General features: G+C 72.2%; 19 protein-coding genes and 5 pseudogenes. 15 read left to right on the top strand and 9 right to left on the bottom strand.

Annotated elements, in window-relative coordinates; genetic code table 11:
* Positions 1 to 123 precede the first annotated feature (123 nt).
* Both ACWCQS_RS05090 and ACWCQS_RS05085 read left to right on the top strand, forming a co-directional pair.
* On the top strand, positions 124 to 1,938 hold the full coding sequence (locus ACWCQS_RS05090) for a phospholipase C (RefSeq protein ID WP_451003168.1): 1,815 nt from the start codon (positions 124 to 126) through the stop codon (positions 1,936 to 1,938).
* A 133-nt stretch (positions 1,939 to 2,071) separates the two neighbouring features.
* The gene (locus tag ACWCQS_RS05085; protein ID WP_451003167.1) at positions 2,072 to 3,076 is read left to right on the top strand and encodes an aminoglycoside phosphotransferase family protein; all 1,005 of its coding nucleotides are present in this window, start codon (positions 2,072 to 2,074) and stop codon (positions 3,074 to 3,076) included.
* A gap of 89 nt (positions 3,077 to 3,165) precedes the next feature.
* Here the strand turns inward: ACWCQS_RS05085 and ACWCQS_RS05080 are convergent, their stop codons facing one another.
* A complete protein-coding gene (locus ACWCQS_RS05080) occupies positions 3,166 to 3,888 on the bottom strand; it encodes an SMI1/KNR4 family protein (protein ID WP_451003166.1) in 723 nt (240 codons plus the stop codon).
* 100 nt (positions 3,889 to 3,988) lie between these two features.
* Here ACWCQS_RS05080 and ACWCQS_RS05075 point away from each other — a divergent pair, with 100 nt between their 5' ends.
* A complete protein-coding gene (locus ACWCQS_RS05075; RefSeq protein ID WP_451003165.1) occupies positions 3,989 to 5,014 on the top strand; it encodes a hypothetical protein in 1,026 nt (341 codons plus the stop codon).
* Positions 5,015 to 5,169: 155 nt separating this feature from the next.
* A complete protein-coding gene (locus ACWCQS_RS05070; protein WP_451003164.1) occupies positions 5,170 to 6,723 on the top strand; it encodes a N,N-dimethylformamidase beta subunit family domain-containing protein in 1,554 nt (517 codons plus the stop codon).
* A gap of 6 nt (positions 6,724 to 6,729) precedes the next feature.
* Here ACWCQS_RS05070 and ACWCQS_RS05065 read toward each other — a convergent pair whose 3' ends face one another.
* Complete coding sequence (locus ACWCQS_RS05065) at positions 6,730 to 6,912, bottom strand: hypothetical protein (RefSeq protein WP_451003163.1); 183 nt, start codon at positions 6,910 to 6,912, stop codon at positions 6,730 to 6,732.
* A gap of 149 nt (positions 6,913 to 7,061) precedes the next feature.
* A complete protein-coding gene (locus ACWCQS_RS05060) occupies positions 7,062 to 7,676 on the bottom strand; it encodes a TetR/AcrR family transcriptional regulator C-terminal domain-containing protein (RefSeq protein ID WP_451003162.1) in 615 nt (204 codons plus the stop codon).
* Between the two features lie 223 nt (positions 7,677 to 7,899).
* Between ACWCQS_RS05060 and ACWCQS_RS05055 the strand changes: the two genes are divergently transcribed.
* The 4 genes and pseudogenes from ACWCQS_RS05055 to ACWCQS_RS05040 all read left to right on the top strand — a co-directional run bounded on the left by ACWCQS_RS05055 (position 7,900) and on the right by ACWCQS_RS05040 (position 11,741).
* Positions 7,900 to 9,432 (top strand): APC family permease, encoded by a 1,533-nt coding sequence (locus ACWCQS_RS05055; protein WP_451003161.1) that lies wholly within the window; start codon positions 7,900 to 7,902, stop codon positions 9,430 to 9,432.
* Positions 9,433 to 9,467: 35 nt separating this feature from the next.
* Positions 9,468 to 11,039 carry an amidohydrolase gene (locus tag ACWCQS_RS05050; protein WP_451003160.1) on the top strand — a complete coding sequence of 524 codons (1,572 nt, stop codon included), beginning with the start codon at positions 9,468 to 9,470 and terminating at the stop codon, positions 11,037 to 11,039.
* Between the two features lie 106 nt (positions 11,040 to 11,145).
* Positions 11,146 to 11,241 (top strand): annotated as a pseudogene (locus ACWCQS_RS05045).
* Positions 11,242 to 11,351: 110 nt separating this feature from the next.
* On the top strand, positions 11,352 to 11,741 hold the full coding sequence (locus ACWCQS_RS05040) for a VOC family protein (protein ID WP_451003510.1): 390 nt from the start codon (positions 11,352 to 11,354) through the stop codon (positions 11,739 to 11,741).
* A 10-nt stretch (positions 11,742 to 11,751) separates the two neighbouring features.
* Here the strand turns inward: ACWCQS_RS05040 and ACWCQS_RS05035 are convergent, their stop codons facing one another.
* Positions 11,752 to 12,444, bottom strand: coding sequence for an NAD(P)-dependent oxidoreductase (locus ACWCQS_RS05035; protein WP_451003159.1), 693 nt, complete (start codon positions 12,442 to 12,444; stop codon positions 11,752 to 11,754).
* 169 nt (positions 12,445 to 12,613) lie between these two features.
* Here ACWCQS_RS05035 and sigJ point away from each other — a divergent pair, with 169 nt between their 5' ends.
* Entirely contained in the window at positions 12,614 to 13,573 is a 960-nt protein-coding gene (sigJ, locus tag ACWCQS_RS05030; RefSeq protein WP_451003158.1) for an RNA polymerase sigma factor SigJ, read from the top strand.
* Between the two features lie 67 nt (positions 13,574 to 13,640).
* Here sigJ and ACWCQS_RS05025 read toward each other — a convergent pair.
* The 4 genes and pseudogenes from ACWCQS_RS05025 to ACWCQS_RS05010 form a co-directional block, all read right to left on the bottom strand.
* Positions 13,641 to 14,189, bottom strand: a pseudogene (locus ACWCQS_RS05025) (right-handed parallel beta-helix repeat-containing protein); the annotation flags it as partial.
* Positions 14,190 to 14,449: 260 nt separating this feature from the next.
* Entirely contained in the window at positions 14,450 to 15,166 is a 717-nt protein-coding gene (locus tag ACWCQS_RS05020; protein WP_451003157.1) for a DUF4232 domain-containing protein, read from the bottom strand.
* Positions 15,167 to 15,385: 219 nt separating this feature from the next.
* Complete coding sequence (katG, locus tag ACWCQS_RS05015; protein ID WP_451003156.1) at positions 15,386 to 17,611, bottom strand: catalase/peroxidase HPI; 2,226 nt, start codon at positions 17,609 to 17,611, stop codon at positions 15,386 to 15,388.
* 33 nt (positions 17,612 to 17,644) lie between these two features.
* A complete protein-coding gene (locus ACWCQS_RS05010) occupies positions 17,645 to 18,082 on the bottom strand; it encodes a Fur family transcriptional regulator (protein ID WP_451003155.1) in 438 nt (145 codons plus the stop codon).
* Positions 18,083 to 18,813: 731 nt separating this feature from the next.
* Between ACWCQS_RS05010 and ACWCQS_RS05005 the strand changes: the two genes are divergently transcribed.
* A complete protein-coding gene (locus ACWCQS_RS05005) occupies positions 18,814 to 19,776 on the top strand; it encodes a hypothetical protein (RefSeq protein ID WP_451003154.1) in 963 nt (320 codons plus the stop codon).
* 55 nt (positions 19,777 to 19,831) lie between these two features.
* On the top strand, positions 19,832 to 20,797 hold the full coding sequence (gene ku, locus ACWCQS_RS05000) for a non-homologous end joining protein Ku (RefSeq protein WP_451003153.1): 966 nt from the start codon (positions 19,832 to 19,834) through the stop codon (positions 20,795 to 20,797).
* Positions 20,798 to 20,806: 9 nt separating this feature from the next.
* Here the strand turns inward: ku and ACWCQS_RS04995 are convergent.
* A pseudogene (locus ACWCQS_RS04995) lies at positions 20,807 to 21,471 on the bottom strand (LacI family DNA-binding transcriptional regulator); the annotation flags it as partial.
* A gap of 2 nt (positions 21,472 to 21,473) precedes the next feature.
* On the opposite strand from ACWCQS_RS04995, the pseudogene ACWCQS_RS04990 reads away from it, so the two are divergent.
* The 4 genes and pseudogenes from ACWCQS_RS04990 to ACWCQS_RS04975 form a co-directional block, all read left to right on the top strand.
* Positions 21,474 to 21,740: pseudogene (locus tag ACWCQS_RS04990) on the top strand (Gfo/Idh/MocA family oxidoreductase); the annotation flags it as partial.
* Positions 21,737 to 22,605, top strand: a pseudogene (locus ACWCQS_RS04985) (sugar phosphate isomerase/epimerase family protein). The pseudogenes ACWCQS_RS04990 and ACWCQS_RS04985, both read left to right, overlap by 4 nt.
* 180 nt (positions 22,606 to 22,785) lie before the next feature.
* On the top strand, positions 22,786 to 23,964 hold the full coding sequence (locus ACWCQS_RS04980) for an acyltransferase family protein (RefSeq protein ID WP_451003152.1): 1,179 nt from the start codon (positions 22,786 to 22,788) through the stop codon (positions 23,962 to 23,964).
* Positions 23,965 to 24,219: 255 nt separating this feature from the next.
* Complete coding sequence (locus ACWCQS_RS04975; protein WP_451003151.1) at positions 24,220 to 24,990, top strand: class I SAM-dependent methyltransferase; 771 nt, start codon at positions 24,220 to 24,222, stop codon at positions 24,988 to 24,990.
* Positions 24,991 to 25,126: the final 136 nt, after the last annotated feature.

The raw sequence follows: 25,126 nt of genomic DNA, 5'->3' as shown, positions 1-25,126 counted from the left end.
CGCACGCCATCATGGCTCCGCCGACGCGCCCCGCAACGGGCGCAGCATCCGTGCTCGTACGACGCACAGACGTTCTGTCCGGAGGGGTTAACAACCATGGCAAGCAGAGGAAGACGAGCCGCGATGCGGAGCCTGGGGGCGCTCGCGGGGGCCGCGGCGCTCACCGTGCTCGGCAGCAACGCGCCCGGCTGGGCGGCGACGCCCGCCGCGGCGCAGGGCGGGCACTCCTCGACCGCGACGCCGATCAAGCACGTCGTCGTGCTCTTCGACGAGAACATCTCCTTCGACCACTACTTCGCCACGTACCCGAAGGCCGCCAACACCGACGGCACGAAGTTCACCGCGTCGAAGAACACCCCGAAGGACATCGACACCCTCGCGCACGCCGGGCTGCTGACGAAGAACCCGAACCAGTACGCGCCGAAGCGGCTGTCCCCGTCCCAGGCGATGACCTGCGACCAGAACCACAACTACGGCGCCGAGCAGTACGCCGCGAACGGCGGCAAGGCCGACCAGTACGTGCAGAACACCGAGGTCGACAAGTGCAGCGGCGGCCTGTTCGGCGAGCCCGGCCTGGTCATGGACTACTACGACGGCAACACCGTCACCGCGCTGTGGAACTACGCCCAGCACTACTCCCTGTCCGACCGCAGCTTCAGCTCCGTCTACGGCCCCTCCACACCGGGCGCGCTGAACCTGATCTCCGGTCAGACGCACGGCGTGATCTCCATGGACCCGTCCAGCGGTACGGAGAACCCGAAGCAGACGTCGACGCCCGACGCCTACACGGTGAAGTCCCCCGACGCCAAGGGCGTGGGCACGGTCATCAACGACCCCGACCCGGCCTACGACGACTGCTCCGACAAGGACCACACCAGCACCAACGCGCTGGCCTCGATGCAGGGCAAGAACGTCGGTGACCTGCTCAACGCCAAGAAGGTGAGCTGGGGCTGGTTCCAGGGCGGCTTCCGTCCGTCGACCGCGTGGAACGGCACGTCCGGCTCGTACGCCAAGTGCGACACCACCCACACCAACCTGGGCGGCGCCGCCGTGGCGGACTACAGCCCGCACCACAACCCGTTCTCGTACTACAAGTCGACGGCGAACCCGCACCACCTCGCGCCGAAGAGCGTCTCCGAGATCGGCCACAACGGTCAGGCCAACCACAACTACGACCTGACCGACTTCTCCGCCGCGCTGAAGGCGGGCAAGCTGCCGGCCGTCAGCTTCGTCAAGGCCGGTGAGTACCAGGACGGCCACGCCGGCTACTCCGACCCGACCGACGAGCAGCACTTCCTGGTGAACCAGATCAACGCGATCCAGAGCTCGCCGCAGTGGAAGTCCACCGCGATCGTGGTCGCCTACGACGACTCCGACGGCTGGTACGACCACGCCTACGTCGCCCCGCGCAACGGCTCCACGGACACCTCGCTCGGCTCCAACGGCAAGGCCACCGACAGCCCGGCCTGCCAGGAGGGCCCGAAGGCGTCCGGCGGTTACGCCGACCGCTGTGGCCCCGGCACCCGCCAGCCGCTGCTCGTCATCTCCCCGTACAGCAAGGTCAACAAGGTCGACCACACCCTGACGAACCAGGCGTCCATCACCCGGTTCATCGAGGACAACTGGCGCACCGGCCGCGTCGGCGACCACTCCTTCGACGCCACGGCCGGCTCCCTCGCGGGCATGTTCGACTTCCGGCACCCGAACAACAAGCAGGTGCTGCTGAACTCCGACGGTTCGGTCGAGCACGTCGGCCCGATCGAGCACGTCGCTCCGGTGTCCACCAGCATCACCCCGGGCCCGGCGATGCAGAACACGGCCGCGACGACCGACGCCTCCGGCTTCCCGACCCTCCCGGTCGGACTCGGCGTGGGCGCCCTGCTGGCCGCGGGTGCGACCGGCACCTACCTGACGCTGCGCCGCAGGCAGCAGGCCTGATCCCGCAGTCCCGCACACAGCGACGCGCCCCCGGTCGGTGACCGGGGGCGCGTTCGCGTCCGATGCCGCCGTGCGGCGCGTCACCTGCCGAAACGGGTGGCCGGCTCCCCGGCCGTGATGTTGAGATGGCACGGTGCTACGAGAGTTTTCGATCGCCGTGGACCGGAGCAACCACCAGTACGCGCCGACTCCCTGGGAGCAGGAGCCGTGGCGGGCCTCGGCCCTCGACTGGGTGGCGGAGCAGCTCGCCGCGCACGGCCTGCGGGCAAGCGGTGAGTTGCGTGTGCGGCTGCGGCCGTGGTCCGTGCTGGTGCGGGTGCCCGTCGAGGGGCGGGAGGCCGTCTGGTTCAAGGCGAATCCGCCGGCCAGCGCCTTCGAGGGCCCGTTGACCGCCGCACTGGCCCGCTGGGTGCCGGAGCATGTGCTCCGGCCGCTGGCCGTCGACGCCGAGCGTGCCTGGGTGCTGCTGCCCGACGGAGGAGAGCTGTTCCGCGATGTGCTCGCCCGGGAGCCGGTCGAGCCGCGGACCTGGGAAGAACTGCTGCGCCATTACGCGTGCCTGCAGCGGACCCTCACTCCGCACGCGCGCGAGATCGAGCAGCTCGGGGTGCCCGCCACACGGACCCTCGACCTGCCCGAGGCGTTCGACGAACTGCTCGCGCGGAGCACCGCGCTGTCCCCGGAGGCACTTGAGCGGCTGGAGCGGCTGCGCCCCCGCCTCACCGACTGGTGCGCCGAACTCGCCTCCCTCGGCGTCGAGGACACCCTCGACCACGCGGATCTGCACGACGGCCAGCTGTTCCGTCCGGCGCCGGGCCGGTTCACCTTCTTCGACTGGGGCGACGCGGTCGTCTCGCACCCGTTCTGCAGCCTGCGGGTCCCCGCCGAGAAGGCGTGCGCACGGTACGGGCCGCAGGTCCTGGACCGGCTCCTCGACGCCTACCTGGAACCCTGGACGGGCGCCGGCCGCACGCCCGCGGACCTGCGCCGTGCCGCCCGTCTCGCCTGGCGCCTGAGCGTCCTGGGCCGCGCCGCGTCCTGGGGCCGCACGTTCCCCGACCCGTCGGGCACCAGCCCCGGTGCCGAGCAGAGCTCCAAGTCGCTGCTGGGGATCTTCGACGATCCACCGTTCTCATAGCTCGTCGGTGGGCCCGGGCGGGAGAGCGCGAGGGCTCCCGTTCCGGGACCTGCGTACCGAACCGGTCCGCGTCGTCGACGAGCGCGCGGTCAGCGGACCCACGGACCGGGAAGCTCTGCGCGAATCGCCTCGAGATCGGCAGTCGTACGCCCACGCGCGTGGATCCAGGACCGGTCCTCGATGCCGTCCCGGCGCACCAGCCGTCCGGGCGCCGCGTACCAGCGCACCGGCGAGTCGTCCGCGCTCGCCCACATGGGATGGTCGGGCAGGTCCACCCGTGCATGGCGGGCGTGGAGGCACGGCAGCAGCGCGTCCGGGAGCTCGCAGGCGTCGTAGAGGCTGTCCGCCCCGAAGAGCGACTCGCTCAGCACGAGTTCCACCCAAGCCAGGGACATCCGATCGAGGAACGGTATCCATCCCTCCCGCGATTCCACCACCACCGGCGGATCCGGCTGCTCGATCTCGTCCAGGGGAATCCCCCAGTACGCGCAGTCCTGGTTCTCCCGCCGGAAGACCAGAACACCGGTCAGGGCGTCATCGACGTAGAGCCCCGACGGCGGCACCAGGGGATCCTGCCGCCGGGTCAGGTCGTCCCGCCGGCCGAACAGCGCGAAACCCTCACGCAAGGCAGCCGGAAGCTCGAAGCCCAGATCAGCCTCCGCAGCCGCCAACTCGTCCTCGGCACAACCGTCTTCCCCTCGCAGCCGACACCCCATCCATGCGTCGGCGAACCAGCGCACGAAGTCCCAGGCCTGGGAGCGGGTTCGCAGCCCGCGTCGCAGCATCACCGACACGTCAGGACCGTCAGGCATGCCCAGGACGCTATCGCCTCCCTCGGCGGGCCGACAGCGCGAGGTCGACGCCCGTGCCCGCTCGCGCTCGCCGGCCCCGTGCCGCGCGACACTGGGCCGTATGACCCGCACTCGTGCGCCCGCCGCTCCCCCGCCCGGCCGCCGTGCCGTGCTGACGGCCCTCGCCGGTGCCGCGCTCGGCGCTGCGGGCTGTTCCGGCCGTAGGGCCCCGGCCGAACACCCGTCCCATACTCCCGCTGCCACACACCCGTCCCAGCGGTCCTCGACCGGCACCGGATCGCCGTCGCCCTCCCCCGCCCTGCCGGGCACCACCCCTTGGCGGCCCACGTCCGCCGAAGTCCAACCGGCCGCGAAACTGCGCGCCGTGCAGCTGGTGGAGGCGATCGGCGCCTGGGCCGACGGGCACGGGGGCGCGGCGGCGGCACGGGCCAGGGTCGCGGCGCTCGGGCTGCCGACGGCACTGGCCGGCCAGGCCGGGCCGCTGCTGCCGACGGCCGACCAGGCGGCGCTGCAGGTGGTGGACGCCCAGTACGGCGGGATCCTGTCCCGGTCGGCCAGCGTGCTGGTGGTGTGCCGGCAGTGGACCCGGCGCGCCGGCACGGTGAGCGCCGACGGGACGACGGTCGACGTGCGCCTCTCCCGGTCGGGGTCCGGCTGGACGGTCGACGCCCTGCATCCGGCGCACCCGGGACCGGCCGCCCGGTCGCCTGCGCCGGACATCCGGAGCGTGCTGTCCGACGACCGGATCGTGCTGCCGCCCGCCGCCGTGGCCGACCTGCGCAGTGGTCAGGTGCACACCAGCGTGGCGCAGGCGATGCTCGCGCTGGCGCGGACGTACCGGCTGGAGGTGAGCGTCGTCCGCTCCGGGCATCCGCTGAACGTGTTCGGCACTGACCGGCCCAGCGACCATCCGCGGGGCCGGGCCTTCGACGTGTGGCGGATCGACGGCCACGCGGTCGTCGACCCGGCGACCCCCCGGAGCCTGATCGAGCGGTTCATGCGGGACGCGGCGGCCGCCGGGTCGTACAACGTGGGCGGTCCGGTACTGCTGTCGGGCGGCAGTGCCGGTGAGTTCTTCAGCGACGCCACCCATCACGACCATGTGCACATCGGCTTCCGCACCTGACCGCACCCCATGGCCTCACCCGTTCGGCCGTATCGCCGCAGGCCCGGCCGGACGCGCTCGCGCGGCCTGCCGACCGGTGTTCCCGCGGCTCTCGCGGGTTGCGCAGGCCGCGCGGGCGCCGGAACGCTGGAGCCGACACACATCCGGGAGGTGCAGTGGCTCCGGCACACGAGACCACGCCGTCGGACGGCCTCGGCCGCCGGCGATTCCTCGTCCTGTCCGCGGGGCTGGGCCTGGGCACGGCCGCCGCATGCACGGCGGCACCGCCGCATCCGCACTCCACTGCCCCTCCGGCCGGGCGGCTGCGGCCCGAGGCGGAGCGGGACGCCCCGGGCACCGCCGACTGGCGTCTGGCCTCCACCGGACCAGCGGACGCGGTGGCCGGCTACACGGACCGGGTGAGTGTGACCCCGGGCGAGCAGTTCGGACTGCATGTGTCCACCACCGCCGCCGCGTTCCGGGTCTCGGCGTTCCGGGTCGGCTGGTACGGCGGCAAGCAGGCCCGCAGGATTTGGGCGTCCGGGCGCATACCCGGCCGCGCCCAGCCGGCGCCGCGCATGCTGTCCGCCACCCGCACGGTGCTCGCCGACTGGCCGGTGACGCTGCCGGTGGACACCTCGGGCTGGCCGGAGGGCGCCTATCTGCTGCGGCTGGAGGCGGACACCGGCCACCAGCGGTACGTTCCGCTGATCGTCCGCTCCACCGACGGCACGGGCCGTACGGTCCTGCTGCACGCCCCCGCCACCTGGCAGGCGTACAACCGCTGGGGCGGCAGCAGCCTCTACAACGGCGCGTCCGGGGCCTATGCCACCCGCTCGCTCGCGGTGAGCTTCGACCGCCCCTACGACGGTGAGGGCGCCGAGAAGTTCCAGGTGTACGAGTGGGCACTGGTGGTGCTGGCCGAGCGGCTCGGCATCCCGCTCGCCTACACCACCGGCATGGACGTGCACCGGGATCCCGCGGTGCTGCGCGGCGCGCACGCCGTCGTCTGCCTGGGCCACGACGAGTACTGGACGCCGGAGCAGCGGGCTCATGTGACCGCCGCCCGGGACGCCGGTACGAACCTCGCCTTCCTCGGCGCGAACACCTGCTTCCGCCGGGTCCGGCTGGAGGCCGGGGAGGGCGCGGACAACCGTACGGTGGTCTGCTACAAGACCGCGTACCGCGCCGACCCCTGCTACGGCTCACAGCCGGCCCTGGTGACCACCGACTACCGCCTCCCGCCGGCCGCGGATCCGGAGTCCTCCCTGACCGGCGTGCTCTACGAGGGCTATCCGGTCGACGCCCCCTACGTCGTCCGGGCCGCCGACCACTGGCTGTACGAGGGCACCGGAGCACGCCCCGGCGACGCCTTCGCCCATCTCGTCGGTGTGGAGTACGACCGGATCACCCCCGGCGCTCCCACCCCGGAGCCGCTGGAGATCATCGCGCACTCCCCGCTGGTCTGCGGCGGGCGGGCCAGCCACAGCGACTCGGCGTACTACACGGCCTCCAGCGGCGCCGGTGTGTTCGCGAGCGGCACCATGCGCTGGGTGGAGGGCCTGGTCGCCGGGACCGGCATGCTGGGGCGCGACCACGGCATGGATGCCCGCACCCGCGCCTTCGTGACCCGCACCACGGAGAACCTCCTGCGCACCTTCGCGAAGGGCCCCGCGGCCCGGCACGCCCCGCCGCCGCGCGCCAACGTCCGCTCGGTGTACGGGGCCTGACGTCGGTCAGTCCGTCGCGGTGTGCCGTCCGCCCGACCGCAGATGGTCCCTGCGTGCGTTGTTGTAGATCCGCAGGAGATGCTTGGCGACGGCACAGGCCGCGCCGTCGGCATGGCACTGACGACAGGTCCGCACGTGCTGCTCATAGGTGAGGCGCGCGTTTTCCAACGCGTCGTTGAGAGAAGACATGGACATCTCCGGGCAGGGCGCGTCCAGGGACCGCACCAAGTTGACTGACTGGTAACCCGGAACAAAGCTGATCATGTTACTGGCGGTACTGGGAAACCCGTACAGACGGTCACCGCTGAGGCCGGTCCGAGGGGCCCGCGGCTCGCCGGTCAGCGGCCGGCGTCCTTCAGGAGTGCGCGCGCATGGTTCATGAAGGCGGCCAGCCCCACCTCGAAGGCGCGGTCGGCCCGGCCCTCGCCCACGGCGGCGAGCGCCTGCGCGAGATGCGGGGTTGCTATGCGGTCCGTCAGCTCCCACATCGTCTCCGGTGCGGCGAGATCGAGGGCGGAGCCGAGCACCAGGTTCTCCAGGGCGATGATCAGCGGCATGATCTCGGCCCGGTCGAAGCCGGCGTCGAGCAGAAGGCTCACCGCACGCTCGTACTGCTCCAGCACCCGCGGTGCGCGCACCGGCGAGGTCATGAGCAGGGGGATCGTCCGGGGGTGCGCGGCGAACGCGGCGCGGTAGGAGCGGGCCCAGGCCTGGACGGCCGTGTCCCAGGGGGTCAGTTCGAGGGTGCCCGGGTCGATCGCCTCGCAGACGCGCTCCCGCAGCAGTTCCACTATGCCGTCGCGGCCGTCCACATGGTGGTACACCGAACCGGTCTGCGCACCGAGCCGCCGGGCGACCTGCGGGACGCTGAAGTCGCCGGTCTCGTCGACCAGTTGCAGCGCGGTGCTGGTGATGCGCTCGCGGTCGAGGAGCGGTGTGCGCGGCCGTCCCATGGTCAGCGTTCTCCCTGAGGTCTTCCCGGATGCTCAACGGCAGGTTACATTGCGGAAACCGAAAGCCTTTAGGTTTACGGCTCCGGGCGCCCGCCATCCCTCCCGTGCGCCCGGAGACGCGGCACGGTCCGCCCACCCCCGGCCCGACCTGCCGACGCCCGCGAACCCGGCTGCCCCACCACCGGGACCCCCCTCCCCTCCGCCGCCAGAAGGGCTCCCCCGTATGTCCGTGTCCCCCGCCGAGCCACCGGAGCAGCGAGCGCCGTCCGGCGCGGCCACCCTCCGGTCCGGCTCCCTCGGCACCGCCGACATCGCCTTCTTCGTCGTCTCCGCCGCCGCTCCCCTGACCGTCATGGCCGGGGTCGCACCGCTCGCGATCCTGCTGGGCGGCATCGGCGCGCCCGTCGGCTATCTGCTGGCCGGCCTGACCCTCGCCGTCTTCGCCGTCGGCTTCACCACCATGAGCCGCCATGTGACCAGCGGCGGCGCGTTCTACGCCTACATCACCCGCGGTCTCGGACGCCCGGTCGGCATCGGCGCCGCCCTGCTGGCGCTGATCGGCTACAACGGCATGGAGATCGGCGTCTACGGCCTGATCGCCACCACCACCCAGGACACCTTGCACACCCTGTTCGGCGTCGACGTGCCCTGGCTGCCCGTCTCCCTGGCCGGCCTGCTGCTGATCGGCTACGGCGGCTTCCGCTCGATCGACTTCGGCGCGAAGGTCCTCGGCGTCCTGCTCGTCTGCGAGACCGGCATACTCGTGCTGCTCGCCGGCGGGGTGCTGGTGAAGGGCGGCGCCCACGGGCTGTCCGCGGCCTCCCTGGCTCCGGCCCATGTGCTCGTGCCCGGCATGGCGGCCGTCCTCGCCTTCGCCTTCGCCGCGTTCACCGGATTCGAGTCGACCGTCATCTACCGCCGCGAGGCCCGCGACCCCGGGCGCACGGTCCCGCGCGCCACGTATCTGGCCGTCGGATTCCTCGGTCTGTTCTACGCGTTCGTCGTCTGGATCGCCGTCCAGGCCTTCGGCGACGACCAGGTGGTACGTGCGGCCGCCAAGGATCCTGCGGGCCTGTTCTTCACCGCGATCGGCACCTATGTGGGCGGCTGGGCCGCCGACCTGATGCACATCTTCATCGTCACCAGCGTCATCGCCTCCCTCCTCGCCTTCCACAACGCCATCAACCGCTATGTCCTCGCTCTCGCCGAGGAGGGCGTGCTGCCCCGCCGGCTCGGCCGGATCCACCCGCGCCACCGGTCCCCTTATGTCGCCGGCATCGCCCAGACCGTCCTCGGCGCCGTCGTCGTCCTCGCGTTCTGGGCCGCGCACGCCGACCCGTACCAGCAGCTTCTGCTGTGGGTGAACACCCCGGGCATGATCGGCCTGTTGCTGCTGCAGCTGCTCGCCGCCATCGCCGTGCCGTGCTACTTCCGGCGGGTACGTCACAGCGAGGGGGCGGTGCGCACGGTGGTGGCTCCGGTGCTCGCCACCGTCCTGCTGACGACCGCGATCGCGCTGGTCGTGTCCCACATCGACCTGTTCACCGGCGCGTCCCCGACCGTGAACCTCCTGCTCGTCGTCGTGGCACCGAGCGTCTTCGCGCTCGGTCTGCCGCTGGCCTGGTGGCTGCGCCGCTCCCGCCCGGAGGTGTACGCCCGGTTCGCCACGGAGCCCGGTGCGAGCACCGGAACCGACGAGCACGCCGTTCCCGGCGAGGACACCGCGCCGGCCGCCGTCACCGCGCCTGCCGAGTGACCCGAACGCCCTCTTCCCCCACAGGAGTTGCCCCCATGCCCGCTGCCGACCTCATCCTCGCCGGCGCCCAGGTCCGCACCCTCGACGCCGCCCGCCCCACCACCTCCGCCGTCGCCGTGCACGACGGCGTGATCGTCGCGGTCGGCGGGGCGGACGACGTACGGGACTGGCGCGGTCCCGGCACCGAGGTCGTCGACCTGCGCGGCGCGCACCTCGTGCCCGGCCTGGTCGACTCGCACAGCCATCCGGTGTGGGGGCTGGACATGGCGACGGGCACGGACCTGTCGGGCGTGACCGACCTGGCCGGGCTGCGCGCGGCGCTCGCCGAGGCCGAGCGGATCGACGGCTGGGTCATCGGCTACGGCCTGGACCACAACGCGTTCGAGGGCCGCCCCGTCCACCACGACCTGGTGGCGGAGGTGCTCGGCGGCACACCGGCCTTCCTGCGCCTGTACGACGGGCACTCCGCCCTGGCCAACGCCGCCGCCCTCGCGGCCGCCGGGGTGACCGGCCCGCGTGCCTTCGCCCAGCACGCGGAGGTGGTCTGCGACGCCTCGGGCCGCCCCACCGGCCATCTGGTCGAGCACGCCGCGATGGACCTGGTGGCGGACGTCGTGCCCCGGCCGTCGTACGCCGAACGGCGGGCCCGGTTGCTGGAGTTGCTGGCCGGGATGGCCGCGACGGGGCTCACCGGGGCCCATGTGATGGACGGCGGCGACCTCGATCTGGTGCAGGCGGTGGCCGAGGAGACGGTCCTGCCCATGCGGCTGCGGTTCGCGCCGTGGTGCATGCCGGGTGCCGACGACGACGCGCTGCGGGAGCTGATCGAGCTGCAGGGCAGGGGCGGGCGGCACTGGCTGGTCGGCGGGGTCAAGTTCTTCATGGACGGCACCGTGGAGGGTGGCACGGCCTGGCTGGAGCACCCCGACTGCCACGGTCAGGGCACCGCCGCGTTCTGGCCGGACCCTCACGCCTACGCCGAGGCCGTCCGCACCCTGCACACGGCCGGCGTCCGCACCGCCACCCACGCCATCGGGGACGCGGCCGTACGGCATGTCCTGGACACCGTCGCCTCCCTCGGGCCGGGCGGGCGCGGCGCCCACCGGATCGAGCACATCGAGACCGCTCCGGACGAACTCCTGCCTCGCTTCGCCGAGCTGGGGGTCGCGGCCTCCCTGCAGCCGCCGCACACCGGGTACACGCGCGACGACGGCAGCGACGAGTGGTCCCGCCGGCTGGGCGACGAGCGGGCCGCCCGGGCCTGGCGGCTGCGCGATCTGCGGGAGGCGGGCGCCACGCTCGCCCTCGGCTCGGACTGGCCCATCGCGCACTACGACGTCCGGGCCGTGCTGGCGACGGCCCGCCGGCCGAAGGGCGCCGCGGCCCGCCGGCCGGGCCTGACGCCGTTGCAGGCGCTGGAGGGCTGCACCAGCCACGCGGCGGCCGCCGCCGGCGAGTCCGAGGTGGCAGGCCGGGTCGCGCCCGGCTGCCGGGCCGACCTCACCGCGCTGGCCGTCGACCCCGTACACGCACCCGGCGACGAACTCGCCGAGTCCCCGGTGGTGGTGACGGTCACCGGCGGACACGTGGTGCACCGGGGCTCCTGACACCGGGGCGCATGACGGGGCCCGTCAGCGGCGGGTCAGCGCGCGGTCAGCGGCTCCTGCCACTGTTCTTCCTGTGACCGGCACGGGACACCGGATCCGGTCACAGGGAGAGGTGCCCGGAGTGGTTGATCGGGGACCAGCGAGCTCGGCTCACGGTCGGGCCCCTCAGGGGCCCACGCAGGTTCGAATCCTGCCCTCTCCGCTCGACTGCTCGACGCCGCGGACCCGGAGGCTATGATCGTCACAGCATCGCGTGCCGGTCACCGGCTGGGTGAGGCATGGAGGTGCCGGGACATGCCCCGGAGGCATTCCTTGTCGGTCGAGTTCAACCACACCATCGTTCACGCCCGGGACAACCGGGAGTCCGCCGAGTTCTTCACCGGTCTGCTCGGTCTGGAGATCACCGCGGAATGGGGCCCGTTCATCGCGGTCGCCCTGGCAAACGGAGTCACCCTCGACTTCGCCACCATCCCCGAGCAGCACATCACGCCCCAGCACTACGCCTTCCTGGTGTCCGAGGAGGAGTTCGACGCCGCGTATGCGCGGATCGTCGAGCGCGGCATCGAGCATTACGCCGACCCGCACCAGAAGCAGCCTGGCACGATCAACCACAACGACGGCGGCCGCGGCGTGTACTTCATGGATCCGGTCGGCCACGCCATGGAACTGATCACCGTCCCCTACGGCGGCCGGCCTTCCTGACCGGCGCGCTTCACCTGCCGAATCCCTCCTTCTTGACGAGGTCGAGGAAGCGCGGCGTGCCCTCGGTGGTGCGCACGTCGAGAAGGGCGCGCGCATGCCCCTCGGTGACGGCCTCGCGCACGAGCGCGTGCGCGAGGTCGGCCCGTGAGGTGAACCGCCCGGGCAGCCGGCCGGGGGCCACCCGGTAGTCGCTGACCTCGCTCGTGTCGAAGAGGCCGGCGGGCCGGAGCACCGTCCAGTCGTGACCGCTCGCGCGCACGATCTCCTCCATGCGGCGCATGTCGTCGTAGACCGTGCGCCCGACGACCCGCACGAAGAACGGTTCGAGCACCTTCCGGAAGAAGACGCCCTCGCCGGGTGCCGGCACGTCGAACAGGACGGTGGAGCTGACGCACACCAGGCGCCGGACACCGTGCCGGGTCATGGCCCGGCTGATGTGGGTGAGGCCCGTCGAGTACACGGCGACCGGTGCCCGGCCGTAGGGGACGCCGAGCGTGGAGATCACCGCGTCGTGGCCTGCGACGACACGGTCGACCGCCGCCCCGTCCAGGACGTCGGCCTCCGCGACCGTGAGGCGGGGGTGGTCGAGCGGGAAGGCGTCGGGGTGGCGGGTCACGGCGGTGACGGTGTGTCCGGCGGCGGTCGCCTGCTCGGTGACCTGCCGGCCGGTCGGCCCGTTCGCGCCGAAGACGACGAGTCGCATGGGCTGCTCCTTCGCTGCGTGGTGCTGCTGCCGTGGACCGAGAGGGCCGCGAAGGCGGCGAGTGTGACAGCGCGGGCGCAGGATGAGAGCTACGGCACACACCCGCCCCCCGATGTCACACTCCGGGGGCCCCGGCCCTCTGGGTGGGCAGACGTCGTGAGGAGATGCCATGGCCGACAACCGGACGCCCGCGGGGACGGACACCGCCACCCAGGCGTTCCTCGACCACCGCGAGCTGCTGTTCGCGGTGGCGTACAACATGCTGGGCTCCGTCACCGACGCCGAGGACGTGCTGCAGGAGACCTGGCTGTCCTGGGCGGGGCGTTCGGGTGCCGGGGACGCGGGGCAGGCTGCGGAGATCGAGCATCCGCGGGCCTATCTGGTGCGGATCGCCGTGCGGCACGCACTCGCGCGGCGGGCGCGCATCGCCCGGCGGCGCGAGACCTACGTCGGGCCATGGTTGCCGGAACCCCTCCTCACGGACATCCCTGCCGGTCAGGAGGCCGGCGAGGACGCGGCCGAGGGCGCGGTGCGCGCCGAGTCGGTGTCCCTGGCGATGCTGGTCGTGCTGGAGACCCTGACGCCGCTGGAGCGGGCGGTGTTCGTCCTGCACGAGGTGTTCGGCTACGCGCACACCGAGATCGCGGACATCCTCGGCCGCAGCCCCGCGGCCGTACGGCAGCTCGCGCACCGCGCCCGGTCCCATGTGCGCGCCCGGCGCCCCCGCTATCAGACCCATCCCCGGGTCCGGCGGCAGGCGACGGAACGGTTCGTGGCCGCCGCGCTCGGCGGGGATCTCGGGGCGCTGCTGGAGATCCTGGCGCCTCAGGCCACGCTGTGGACGGACGGCGGCGGCAAGGCGCAGGCGGCACCACGGCCGATCCGCGGCCGGGACAAGGTGGCACGGGCGCTGACCGGCTACGCCGCGCGTGCGGCGGCGGGGCTGGAGTTCCAGCACCGGGACGTCAACGGCGACGCGGCCGTGGTGGTGTTCGAGGACGGCGCCCCGCACGCGGTGATGGTCATGGACCTCGACCCGGACGGCGCGCAGGTCCGCGAGGTGTACCTGGTCACGAACCCGGACAAGCTGTCGGCGCTGGAGCCGGGCGAGCCGCGTCCGAAGGTCTAGCGGCGCGTGCGGACGGGTCGCCGCCGGAAGCGGCGTCCCGCCGGGAGACCGTCGTGCACCGGGTCGGCTACGGCGTCACGACCGAGCCGCCGCAGGTCACCACGAGGTGCCCGTCCGAGGCGAAGGACCAGCCGAGGGCCCCGGAGTAGGGGGAGCAGCGGGAGCCGTTCGTACCGGTCCAGAACTGCTTGGAGCTGTCGGAGCTGCCGACGGTCTTGTCGTTGGGGCCGCTGACGGCGAAGCGGCACGAGGTGTTGCTGCGGAACACCGAAGTGCCCGCGTCGAAGGCGAAGTTGCGCTCGGTGTTGTCGATGCTCGCGTTGTTGGAGATGGCCATCGTGCCGGGGTTGCTGTTGTAGGTGAACCCGTGGTGGCCGTTCTTGTAGGCGATGTCGTGCCGCACGATGTGGTTGACCGCGATGGCGTCGCCGCCGAGCTTGTACCCGTTGCGGTCGCCGATGGGGTTCTGGGTGCCGTCGGTGAGCGTGCCGTTGCCGTACGACAGGGAGTACTCGATGGTCACCGGGCCGATGGTGCCCGTGTCGGTCTTGGTGTAGAGGTCCCAGCCGTCGTCGATGTTGTTGTGGGAGACGTCGTAGCGGAACACGTTCCTCGCCGACCGCGTCATGTCCCACCTGCGCAACCCGCGCCCCGCCCTCACCCCCCACGCGCGAACATCAGCGAGGCCACGGTCAAGACCCGGGTTCGAGGGAGCGCAACCTGCGGGTGGTCTCCACTCCGTCGATGCCGGGGCCCCCGGTGACCTGGACGAGAAGTATGCGCAGGCGGGTGCGGCGACGGGGAGGTGCCGCCCGCGCGGCGCGCGGGCGGCCCAGGACAGGCGTCCTGGCCGGGGCCGCCCGATGGTCGAACCGGTCAGGCAGGCTTCGTCGCCGAGACCGCGGTCGCGGTGACGGTGTTGTCGCACTCGGCGAACTCCCCGTCCGACAGCGCGACCTGGTGCGCCCCCGCGCCGGGCAGCCCCACCACGAGCGTCGGATAGACGGTGGGCTTCGCGCCGGACGCGCAGTAGCCGTCGCCCTCGCCCTGGACCTGGTGGAAGGTCAGCTTCACCCATGCCTTGCCGCCCGGCGCGAGGCGCACGGGCGATGCGGTGCCCGTGGGGGTCACCTTCAGAGGGGCGTTGTGCTCGGGGGAACCGTTGCCCGCTCCGGCCACCGACGGGTGCCCCCGCAGAACGCACGCGTGCCCGGAGACATTGGTGAACTCGACGATCGCCGCACCCGTGCCGGTGCCGTCCGGGCGGTCGGCCGCCTGGTGGGCCGTCGCCTCCACGGCCGACAGCGAGCACGCCGGCGCCGTACCGGCCGAGGTGTCGGACGCCGGAGAGACCGGGGCGCCCGAGGCGGTCGACGTGCCGCCGCCGGAGGAACCCGAGGCCGACGGAGCCGTGGTGGCGGGGCTCGCGGTGGCGGGGGTCGTGCGGGACGGGGTGGCGGAGGCCGGGGTCGGGGAGGTGGAGGCATTCGCCGACCCGTCGCCGTCGCCCGGCCCGCAGGCCGTCAGCGACAGTGCGGCGGCGATCACGGCCGTCGCCGACGCGGCGAGGCGGATGGTGTTGCGGTGGTGCATGAGGTCCCCCGATTCCGGTGTGCCTGGTTCGACCGGCTCCGTGCCGGTGCTCGCCGGGGGAGACAGAGCCGGGAGACTCCGGGTTTCCGCTGTGGCCCGTCTGTGACGGTTGTGGATCTCCTGTGACTTTCCGGTGACAGCGGGACCGACCTCCGCTCGCACGACAAGGGCGTCCGGCCCGACCCGTGCGGGCCGGGCCGGACGCCCTCACAGCCGTACTCAGACCAGGTCGAACCGGTCCAGGTTCATGACCTTGTCCCACGCGGCGACGAAGTCCGTCACGAACTTCTCCTTCGCGTCGTCGGAGGCGTAGACCTCGGCGAGGGCGCGCAGCTCGGAGTTGGAGCCGAAGACCAGGTCGGCACGGCTGCCGGCCCACTTCAGCTCGCCCGTGACGGCGTCACGGCCCTCGAACGTGGTCTGGTCCTCGGAGGTCGACTTCCACGCCGTGCCCATGTCGAGCAGGTTGACGAAGAAGTCGTTGGTGAGGACGCCGGGCGTCTTGGTGAGGACGCCGAGCTGCGACTGCTGGTAGTTGGCGCCGAGGACGCGCAGGCCACCGACGAGCACCGTCATCTCGGGGGCGCTCAGGTTCAGCAGGTTGGCCTTGTCGACCAGCAGGTACTCGGCCGGCAGGCGGTTGCCCTTGCCGAGGTAGTTGCGGAAGCCGTCCGCGGTCGGCTCCAGCGCCTCGAAGGACTCGGCGTCCGTGTGCTCCTCGGTCGCGTCCACGCGGCCCGGGGTGAAGGGCACCTCGACCTCGTGACCGCCCTCCTTGGCGGCCTTCTCGACCGCGGCGACACCGCCGAGGACGATGAGGTCGGCCAGGGAGACCTTCTTGGCACCGGAGGAGGCGTTGAACTCCTGCTGGATGCCCTCGAGGGTGCGCAGCACCTGGGCCAGCTCGTCGGGCTCGTTGACCTCCCAGCCGCGCTGCGGCTGCAGGCGGATGCGGGCGCCGTTGGCACCGCCGCGCTTGTCGCTGCCACGGAAGGTGGAGGCGGACGCCCAGGCGGTGGTGACCAGCTGGGACACCGACAGCCCGGAGTCGAGCAGCTTGGTCTTCAGGGACGCGATGTCGGCGTCGTCGATCAGCTCGCCCCCGCGCTCCGGCAGCGGGTCCTGCCAGATCAGGGTCTCCTCCGGGACCTCCGGGCCGAGGTACAGCGACTTCGGGCCCATGTCACGGTGGGTGAGCTTGTACCAGGCGCGGGCGAAGGCGTCCGCGAACTCCTCCGGGTTCTCGTGGAACCGGCGGGAGATCGGCCCGTAGATCGGGTCGAAGCGCAGCGACAGGTCGGTGGTGAGCATGGTGGGCAGGCGCTTCTTCGACGGGTCCTGCGGGTCGGGGACGATCGCCTCGGCGTCCTTGGCCACCCACTGCTTGGCGCCGGCCGGGGACTCGGTCAGCTCCCACTCGTAGCCGAAGAGGACGTCGAAGAAGCCGTTGTCCCACTGGGTCGGCGTGGCGGTCCAGGTCACCTCGAGGCCGGAGGTGATGGCGTCCGCGCCCTTGCCGGTGCCGTAGGTGCTCTTCCAGCCGAGTCCCTGCTCCTCGAGGCCGGCGGCCTCGGGGTCGGCACCGACCGCGTCGGCGGGGCCGGCGCCGTGGGTCTTGCCGAAGGTGTGGCCACCGGCGATGAGGGCGACGGTCTCCTCGTCGTTCATGGCCATGCGGCGGAAGGTCTCACGGATGTCGCGGGCCGCCGCCAGCGGGTCCGGGTTGCCGTTCGGGCCCTCGGGGTTGACGTAGATGAGGCCCATCTGGACGGCGCCGAGCGGGTTCTCCAGCTCGCGGTCGCCGGTGTAGCGCTTGTCGTCCAGCCAGGTGGTCTCGGGACCCCAGTAGACGTCCTCCTCCGCCTCCCAGACGTCCGCGCGGCCACCGCCGAAGCCGAAGGTGTCGAAGCCCATGGTCTCCAGCGCCACGTTGCCGGCGAGGATCATCAGGTCGGCCCAGGAGATCTTCTGGCCGTACTTCTTCTTCACCGGCCACAGCAGGCGGCGGGCCTTGTCCAGGTTGGCGTTGTCCGGCCAGCTGTTCAGCGGGGCGAAGCGCTGCTGGCCGGCGCCGGCGCCGCCGCGGCCGTCGCTGATGCGGTAGGTGCCCGCGCTGTGCCAGGCCATACGGATGATCAGCGGGCCGTAGTGGCCGAAGTCGGCCGGCCACCAGTCCTGCGAGGTGGTGAGAACCTCGGCGATGTCGCGCTTGAGGGCCGGAAGGTCGACGCTCTTGAAGGCCTCTGCGTAGTCGAACTCCTCGCCGAGCGGGTTCGTCACGGGCGGGTTCTTGGAAAGGATCTTCAGGTTGAGCCGCTCCGGCCACCACTGGCGGTTGCCACCGCCCTGGGTCGGGTGCAGGGCCCGGTCATGGGCGACGGGGCAGCCGCCGCTCGCCCCCTCCGCCTTCGCGTCTGTGACGATCGCGTCGTGGTTCTCAGTCATGGCAATCCTTCCGAACTGTGCGGAACTCGGTGCTCAGGAACTGCGGCCGGTGGAACAGTCGGGGCACATGCCCCAATAGACGACCTCGGCCTCGTCGATGGCGAAGCCGCGGTCGTCGGAGGCGGTCAGACAGGGCGCGTCGCCGACCGCGCAGTCGACATCGACGACGGCACCGCACGACCGGCACACGATGTGGTGGTGGTTGTCCCCCACGCGTCCCTCGTACCGGGCCGGGTGACCGGCCGGCTCTATACGGCGGACGAGACCCGCCGCGGTGAGGGCGTGCAGGGCCTCGTAGACGGCTTGCAGGGAGATGTGGCCCACGCGGGTGCGTACCCCGGAGGCGATCGCCTCGACGCCGAGGTGGTCGCCCGCCCGGACGGTCTCCAGCAGCGCGACGCGGGCTGCCGTCACGCGCAGGCCGGCACCGCGGAGTTCCTCGGCGGTGGTCGGGGTCGGGGAGGCGGTCATGCGGCCGAACCTACCCTCATAAACACGAGTGATTCAAGAAAACGAGCGATGCAATTTTGGTGACGTCCCGTCGGCCACCGTCCACCTGCGCGTCCGCCTCGACATCCGCCCGGGGGTTCGCGTTCACGTTTGCCTTCGCATGGCTCCGCCCGGGTGCCCCGGCGCACGGGTCGTCGGGGCGCGACGGGCTGGTGCGGTACGGCGATCGGCCCGGCGATCGGCCGCAGGGTGGGTCACGGGGTGGGTCGGCGGGCGTGTCGGGCGGCGGGTCGACGGGCGGGTCGGGGGCATGCCCGCATCATGTGGCCCCGGATCGGCGAGGGCGGCGCGGCAAGCCGGGCGGTCCTCCGAACGGGTGAGCCGGGGGGCTGTGTCTACGGCGCCTGGCCGGGCCGGCGGCGGGCCAGGGCGTGGCAGGCCTCCTTGAACTCCTAGTGCCAACCGGAGCCGGGCGTCCGGCAATCCTTGATGGTCCTGGTGATGGCGTAGCTCGCCATGTCGAGGTCGTGGCGCGGGCCGCCCGGGCGGTGCGGGTCCGTCGTGGCGCCGGCCTCCCCCGGTGGCGCACCGGCGTCGTCCGCCGCCGGTCTACCGGGCGGGGCCGAAGAGTGGCCGACCCGCTGTGATCCTGACCGCCTCACCCGGACGAGTCGCCCCATCGCCGCACATAATCACCACAAGACCGAGAAACTCGGTCTCCGTCACCGAGGTGGCCGTCGAGAGGGACGCTGGTGGACCTGGACGCCGTCGCCGACGAGTTGTACGGGCTGCGGCCGGAGGAGTTCGTCGCCGCCCGTGACCGCCACGCCCTGGACGCCCGTAAGGCCGGTGATCAGGCCCTCGCCAAGGAGATCGGCGCGTTGCGGCGCCCGAGCCTGGCCGCATGGGCCGGCAATCTGCTCGTACGCCGGCAGCCGGACGAGGTCCAGCCGCTCCTCGACCTCGGCGAGGAGCTGCGCCGGGCCCATCGCGAACTGGACGGTCCGCAGCTGCGCAGGCTCGCCCGCCGGCAGAGCGAGGTGATCGGCACGCTCGGCCGGCAGGCGCGGCGGCTGGCGGCGGAGTCCGGGCATCCGTTGGGTGAGGGGGTCCAGCGAGAGGTCGAGGAGACCCTGCACGCCGTGCTCGCCGATCCGCAGGCCGCCCGGGAGTGGGCGGCGGGGCGGCTCGTGAAGCCGCTCAGCGCCACGTTCGGGTTTCCCGAGGCGGACGAGGGCGTCCTCGACCACCGTCCTGCCGCCCCCGCGGCGGCCAGGGCGAAGAAGCGCGCCGAGGGCGGGGAGCCCGGCGGACGCGGAGCAGAGAGGACGCGGGGCAGGGCGAAGGAGCCCGAGGACGAGCTGGCACACCGCCGCCGTCTCAACGAGGCCCGTAGAACCGCCCGGGACGCGGAACGGCAACTGCGTGCCCGCGAAACGGAGGCCGAGGCCGCCGGACGGGAGGCGGAGAAGGCCCGCGACCGGGTGACCGCGGCGCAGGAGCGGGTGCGTGAGCTGCGCGTACGGCTGCGCGACGCAGAGGAGGAGCAGCGCCGGGCCCGTGCCGGCGAGCAGGAGGCGCGGGACCGGGTCCGGGAGGCCGACCGCGCCGTACGGGAGGCCCGGCGCCACGCCGAGACGACCGCGGCCCAGGCCGAGCGACTGGCCGGCGCCCGGGCCGAGCGTGCGTCCCCGGGCGGGGCGCACCGGCGGTGACCGGACAGCACCACGACGGAACGGACGGCCCACCCATCAGAGGAGGCGAAGAGCCATGGCGAGACCGATCTGGACCGGTGTCCTGACCTTCGGGCTGGTCACCCTGCCCGTGGGCCTGTACACCGCCACCGAGGACCACACCGTGCACTTCCACCAGCTCCAGCGCGGCACCGCGGACCGGATCCGCAACAAGCGGGTCAACGAACGCACCGGCAAGGAGGTCGACACCGACAAGATCGTCAAGGGCTATGAGATCGACGAGGGCGAGTACGTCGTCGTGGAACCGGAGGAGCTGGAGGAGATCGCGCCCGGGCGGTCGAAGGTGATCGACCTGGCCGGGTTCGTCGACCTGCACCAGGTCGAGCCCGTGTACTTCGCCCGCACGTACTACGTCGGCCCGCGCGGCAAGGAGTACGTGAAGGTGTACGAGCTGATGCGGTCGGCGCTGGATCGCGCGGACAAGGCCGGAATCGCCACGCTCACCATGCGCGGCAAGGAGTATCTGACCGCGTTGCGCGCGCAGCCCGGCGTTCTCGTGCTGCACACCCTGCACTGGGCCGACGAGGTGCGTGACCCCGCCGACGTGGTGCCCGAACTGCCTCAGCGGCGCACCAAGAGCGACAGCAAGGAGCTGCGGACGGCCGAGCAGCTGATCGACGCCCTCACGATGGACTGGGACCCGACCGACTATCACGACACCTACGAGGAACGCGTCAAGAAGCTCGTCGCCGCGAAGCGGAAGGGCGAGGAGGTCGTCGGCGAACCGGCGCCGCCGGAGGCCACCAACGTCGTCGACCTCATGGACGTGCTCAGCCGGAGCGTCGAGCAGGGCCGGTCCCGGGACCGCAAGGGCGGCGGAAGACCGGCAACAGGCAAGAAGCAGGCCGCCCGCAAGAAGGAGGACCTGGGTACCCTGTCCAAGGCGGAGCTGTACGAACGCGCGAGCGCCGCGGGCGTACCGGGCCGGTCGAAGATGACGCGGGATCAGCTCGCCGAGGCCCTTGCCGCGCAAGCGGCTTGACCGCCCAAGTCACCGGATTGAGGCCGGTGGCGGGCCGCTTGTCCCCCGCACGACCAGCTTCGGGTCCAACTCGGCCTCCCTGGGCTCCAGTTCCGGGTCCTCCAGGCGTTGTACGGCAAAGCGGACCGCGTGCTCGGCCATCAGGCGGGCGTCCTGGCGCACGGTCGTCAGGCCGATCGGCATCAGATGGGAGAGATGGCTGTCGTCGTAGCCCACGACGGAGAGGTCGCGGGGCACCTCCACACCGCCCCGGGTCAGCGCCATCAGCAGTCCCATGGCGCTGCGGTCGTTGCCGGCGAGGACGGCCGTCGGCAGTGGCGCCCCGGCGTCCCGTTCGACGTGCAGGAGGCGGCCGGCCTCGATCCCGGACTGCTCGGTGTGATCGCCCGGGATGACGCGCGCTGCTCGGCCTGGAGCCCGTGCCGGCGCATCGCGGCCCGGTAGGCACGGCGGCGCTCGGCGGAACCGGGGCCGCGTCCGCCGTCGATGTGCACGATCCGGCGGTGGCCGAGTTCCACCAGGTGCTGCATGGCCTGTCGTACGCCCTCGCCCTCGTCGGTGTGCACGAAGTCGACGCGGGCCCCGGGCGCCCGGCGGCCGACGGAGACGGTGACGGTGCGCTGTCCGAGCCGGTCGAGGAAGGCGGAGTCGGATTCGGAACCCAGCAGGATGAGCCCCCGCCTCGGTCGCCGTGCGCACCGCCGGGCAGCACAGCACCGAGGTGCTGACGGACTGGGTGGGACGCTTCGCGGACGCCTTCGACACCGAGTTCCACGAGTGGATCGCGAACCTGGCCGCCGGCCAGGAGCCCACCGGGCCGTCGGCCTGGGACGGCTACGCCGCCACCGTGATCACCAGCGCGAGGGTCGAGGCCCTGGAGTCGGGGCAGGTCGTCGCCACCGACCTCAAGCCCCGCCCCGCGTTCTACGGAGGTGCCGCGTGAAGATCGGCCTCGACCCGTACATGTTCCGCGCCCTGCCGATCGACGACATGGTGCGCACGGTGGCCGAACTCGGCTACGGGTACATCGAGTTGTCCCCGCGCGACGACTTCATGCCGTTCTTCCTGCATCCGCGGGCGGACGACGCGCGCATGGAGGAGCTGAAGAAGTCCCTGCGCGACCACGGGGTCGAGCTGTCCTCCGTGCTGCCGCTGTACAAGTGGTCCTCGCCCGACGAGACCGAGCGGCAGGCCGCCGTCCCGCTACTGGAAGCGGATGATCGAGATCACCGCGCGTCGAATGTCCGCTGATGAACTCGGAGTTCAACGGCCGGCTCGAGCGGGCCGCGGAGAGCGAGGCCGCGTTCTGGCGCTCGCTGGAGGAACTGCTGCCGCTGTTCGAGCGGGAGGGCATCGCGCTGAGCCTGGAGGCGCACCCGGACGACTTCTGCGAGGAGAACGCACCCGCGGTCGACCTGGTCCGCGCGATCGACAAGCCGTGGGTGAACTACCTGTACTGCGCCCCGCACTCCTTCCATCTGTCCGGGGCGGACCCGACGGCGGACATCGCGGCGATGATGCGCTACGCGGGCGAAAAGCTGCAGCATGTGCACATCGCGGACACCTTCAACCACAAGGGATCCTCCGGCCTGCGCTACATCCTCAACCCGCCCGGCACCCCGGCCCGGATCCACCAGCACCTGGACATCGGCCAGGGCGAGATGGACTGGGAGGCGTTCTTCGGCACCCTGCGGGAGCTGAGGTTCGAGGGCGTGGCCACGGCCTGTGTGTTCGCCTGGGAGGAGCGGGCCCGGGAGTCCTCGGCGTTCATGCTGGAGCGGATCACGAAGGAACTGGCCGCGGGCTGATCAAGGCGGTGCGTGGGGCGTCACTCGTGCGGGTGCACCCGGCCCAGGCGTCCGTGGCATAGGCAGAGCTCTGTCGTTCGGCAGCGAGTGTGATGTTTGCCATGTGGCGTGATGGACTCGGGGTAAACGGGCAAGGTACCCCTTCATGCTCCACGCCAACCCTCTGCGGCAGGTGATTCGATGACAACGGCGACGACCCGGACGTTCCGGACGACGCCGACCCGTCCCGGCGACACGACCGCCAGGGACTCCCCAGCCGCCGCCATGCCCTCGCTCCCGTCCCTCACGGGACTGCGGTGGATGGCGGCACTGCTGGTGTTCGGACTCCACGTGAACAACTTCGGCTATTTCGGAGGCACCGGTGGCCGCCTCGTTTCCTGGGGATTCAGTGCCGGTGCCACCGGTGTGTCGTTCTTCTTCGTGCTGTCCGGCTTTGTACTGACCTGGTCGGCCCGGCCCGGCGACCGCGCGCTCGCCTTCTGGAGACGGCGCATCGCGCGTGTCTACCCGGTGCACCTGGTCACCGCGGTCCTCGCTCTCGTCATGGCGTACACGCTGGCGAACCAGCCGAGACCGACACCGAAACAGACGCTGTCCAATGTGCTGCTGCTCCACTCCTGGTGGCGCCCCTGGTGGCAGACGCTGAACCCGGTCAGCTGGTCCCTCGCCTGCGAGGCGTTCTTCTATGCCTCCTTCCCGCTGCTGATCCTGCTGCTGCGCCGGCTCGGCGCGCGCGGTTCGACCGTGCTGGGCGGTCTGTCGGTCGTGGCGGTCCTGGTGCTGGCCCGGGCGGACGCGCACCACTGGTGGACGTACGCGCTGTACTCGTTCCCCGCGGCCCGGCTGCCCGAGTTCGTCCTCGGCGCGGTCACCGCGCGGCTGGTGCTGCTCGGCCGGTGGCGCGGGCCCGGTCTGGAGGCGTCGCTCGCCCTCGCGATCATCGGCTACTTCCTCGTCCCGCAGGTCGCGCCCGGGTACTCCGCCACGGTGTGCACCATCACCGGGTTCACGCTGCTGATCCCGGCCGCGGCCGTCGCGGACGTGCAGGGGTTTCCCTCGCTGTGGCGGCGCCGGCGGCTGGTGCGGCTCGGCGAGCTGTCGTTCGCCTTCTACATGATCCATCTGCTGGTGCTGCGGTCCGCGACCCAGTTGCTCGGGACCAAGCCGCACTTCGGACTGCTGGCCGGGATCGCCGTCACCACGACCGCCTTCACGGTGTCGCTCGGGCTGTCCTGGCTCCTGTACGAAACGGTGGAGCGCCCGGCGAGACGCCTGCTGCTGCGCCGGCGCCGCCGCCCGGCCGCGCAGCCGGATGCGGCCCAGGCCGGTCGCGAGGCACCGGCCGCGACACCGGACTGAACCGGTCCCTCGTCCGCTCGGAGGCTCTCGGACGAGCGGGGGAAAGTCGAAAAAGTGCCCCCGGCTCGGTCCCGGAAGGCTGCCTGCCGGTGCGCTGTGGGGCTCGGAAGGGTTGCCGGCCGGCCGTCTGGGAGGTGCCCGCGCCTCCCCTCCGCCGCCCGCTCAGCCGCCCGCCGGTGCCCTCACAGCGGCCCCTGCGACCTGGTGTCCAGCGGCCCCCGCCGCTAGGTTCCGGGCATCGGGAAAGGGGGCCGGATGGACCGGGACATCTGCACCGTGGAAGACGTGCTGCGGCTCCTGGACGGGCTGTTCACGCCGGCGGCCGACCGATGGACGCAAGGCGCGGCCGCCTGGTGGGACGGCTTCTATGCCGAACGGGACAGACCGGTGCCGTTCTTCACGGCGAAGCCGGACGAGAACCTGGCGTCCTACCTGGAGCGCGGTCTGATCGCGCCGGGGCGGGCCCTCGACCTGGGCTGCGGCCCCGGCCGTAACGCGTTGTACCTCGCCGCGCACGGCTTCGACGTGGACGCCGTCGATCTCTCGCCCGCCGCGATCGCCTGGGCCGAGGAGCGCGCTCGGGACGCGGGATCGGATACCGAGGGAGCCGGCGCCCGGGCGGGAGGCGTCCGGTTCCACTGCGGGGACGCCTTCACCCTGACGGCCGACGGCACGAGCGGGCTGGGTGGCCCGTACGACCTGGTCCACGACTCCGGCTGCTTCCATCACCTGCCACCGCACCGCCGCGTGAGCCACCTGGCACTGCTGGAGCGTGTGCTGGCGCCCGGCGGGTACTTCGCGCTCACCTGCTTCGCCGCGGGACGCATGGGCTCCGAGCTCCCCGACGCGGCCTTCTACCGCGAGCCCGGGCTGCACGGCGGCCTGGCCTACACCCCCGAGTCACTGCGTCGGATCTTCTCCGATCTGGAGGAGATCGAACTGCGCGCCATGCGGCAGGAGCCGGCCGACTCCCCGCTGTTCGGCCAGGGGTTTCTCTGGACGGCCCTGTTCCGCCGCCCTCGCTAGCCGCACAACCCGAGGAGAGCACCGGTCCGTTGCTCCGCCGCCTCCGGCCTCGGACAGCCGTGCGCCGGCTCCCGTGCACGGGAGCCCCCAGATAGGCCAGGTACAGCAGGGCGATGCAGAGGCTGGACAGGGCGGT

The organism is Streptomyces sp. NPDC002076, assembly GCF_053593835.1.
This window is presented reverse-complemented; position numbering and strand designations above follow the sequence as displayed.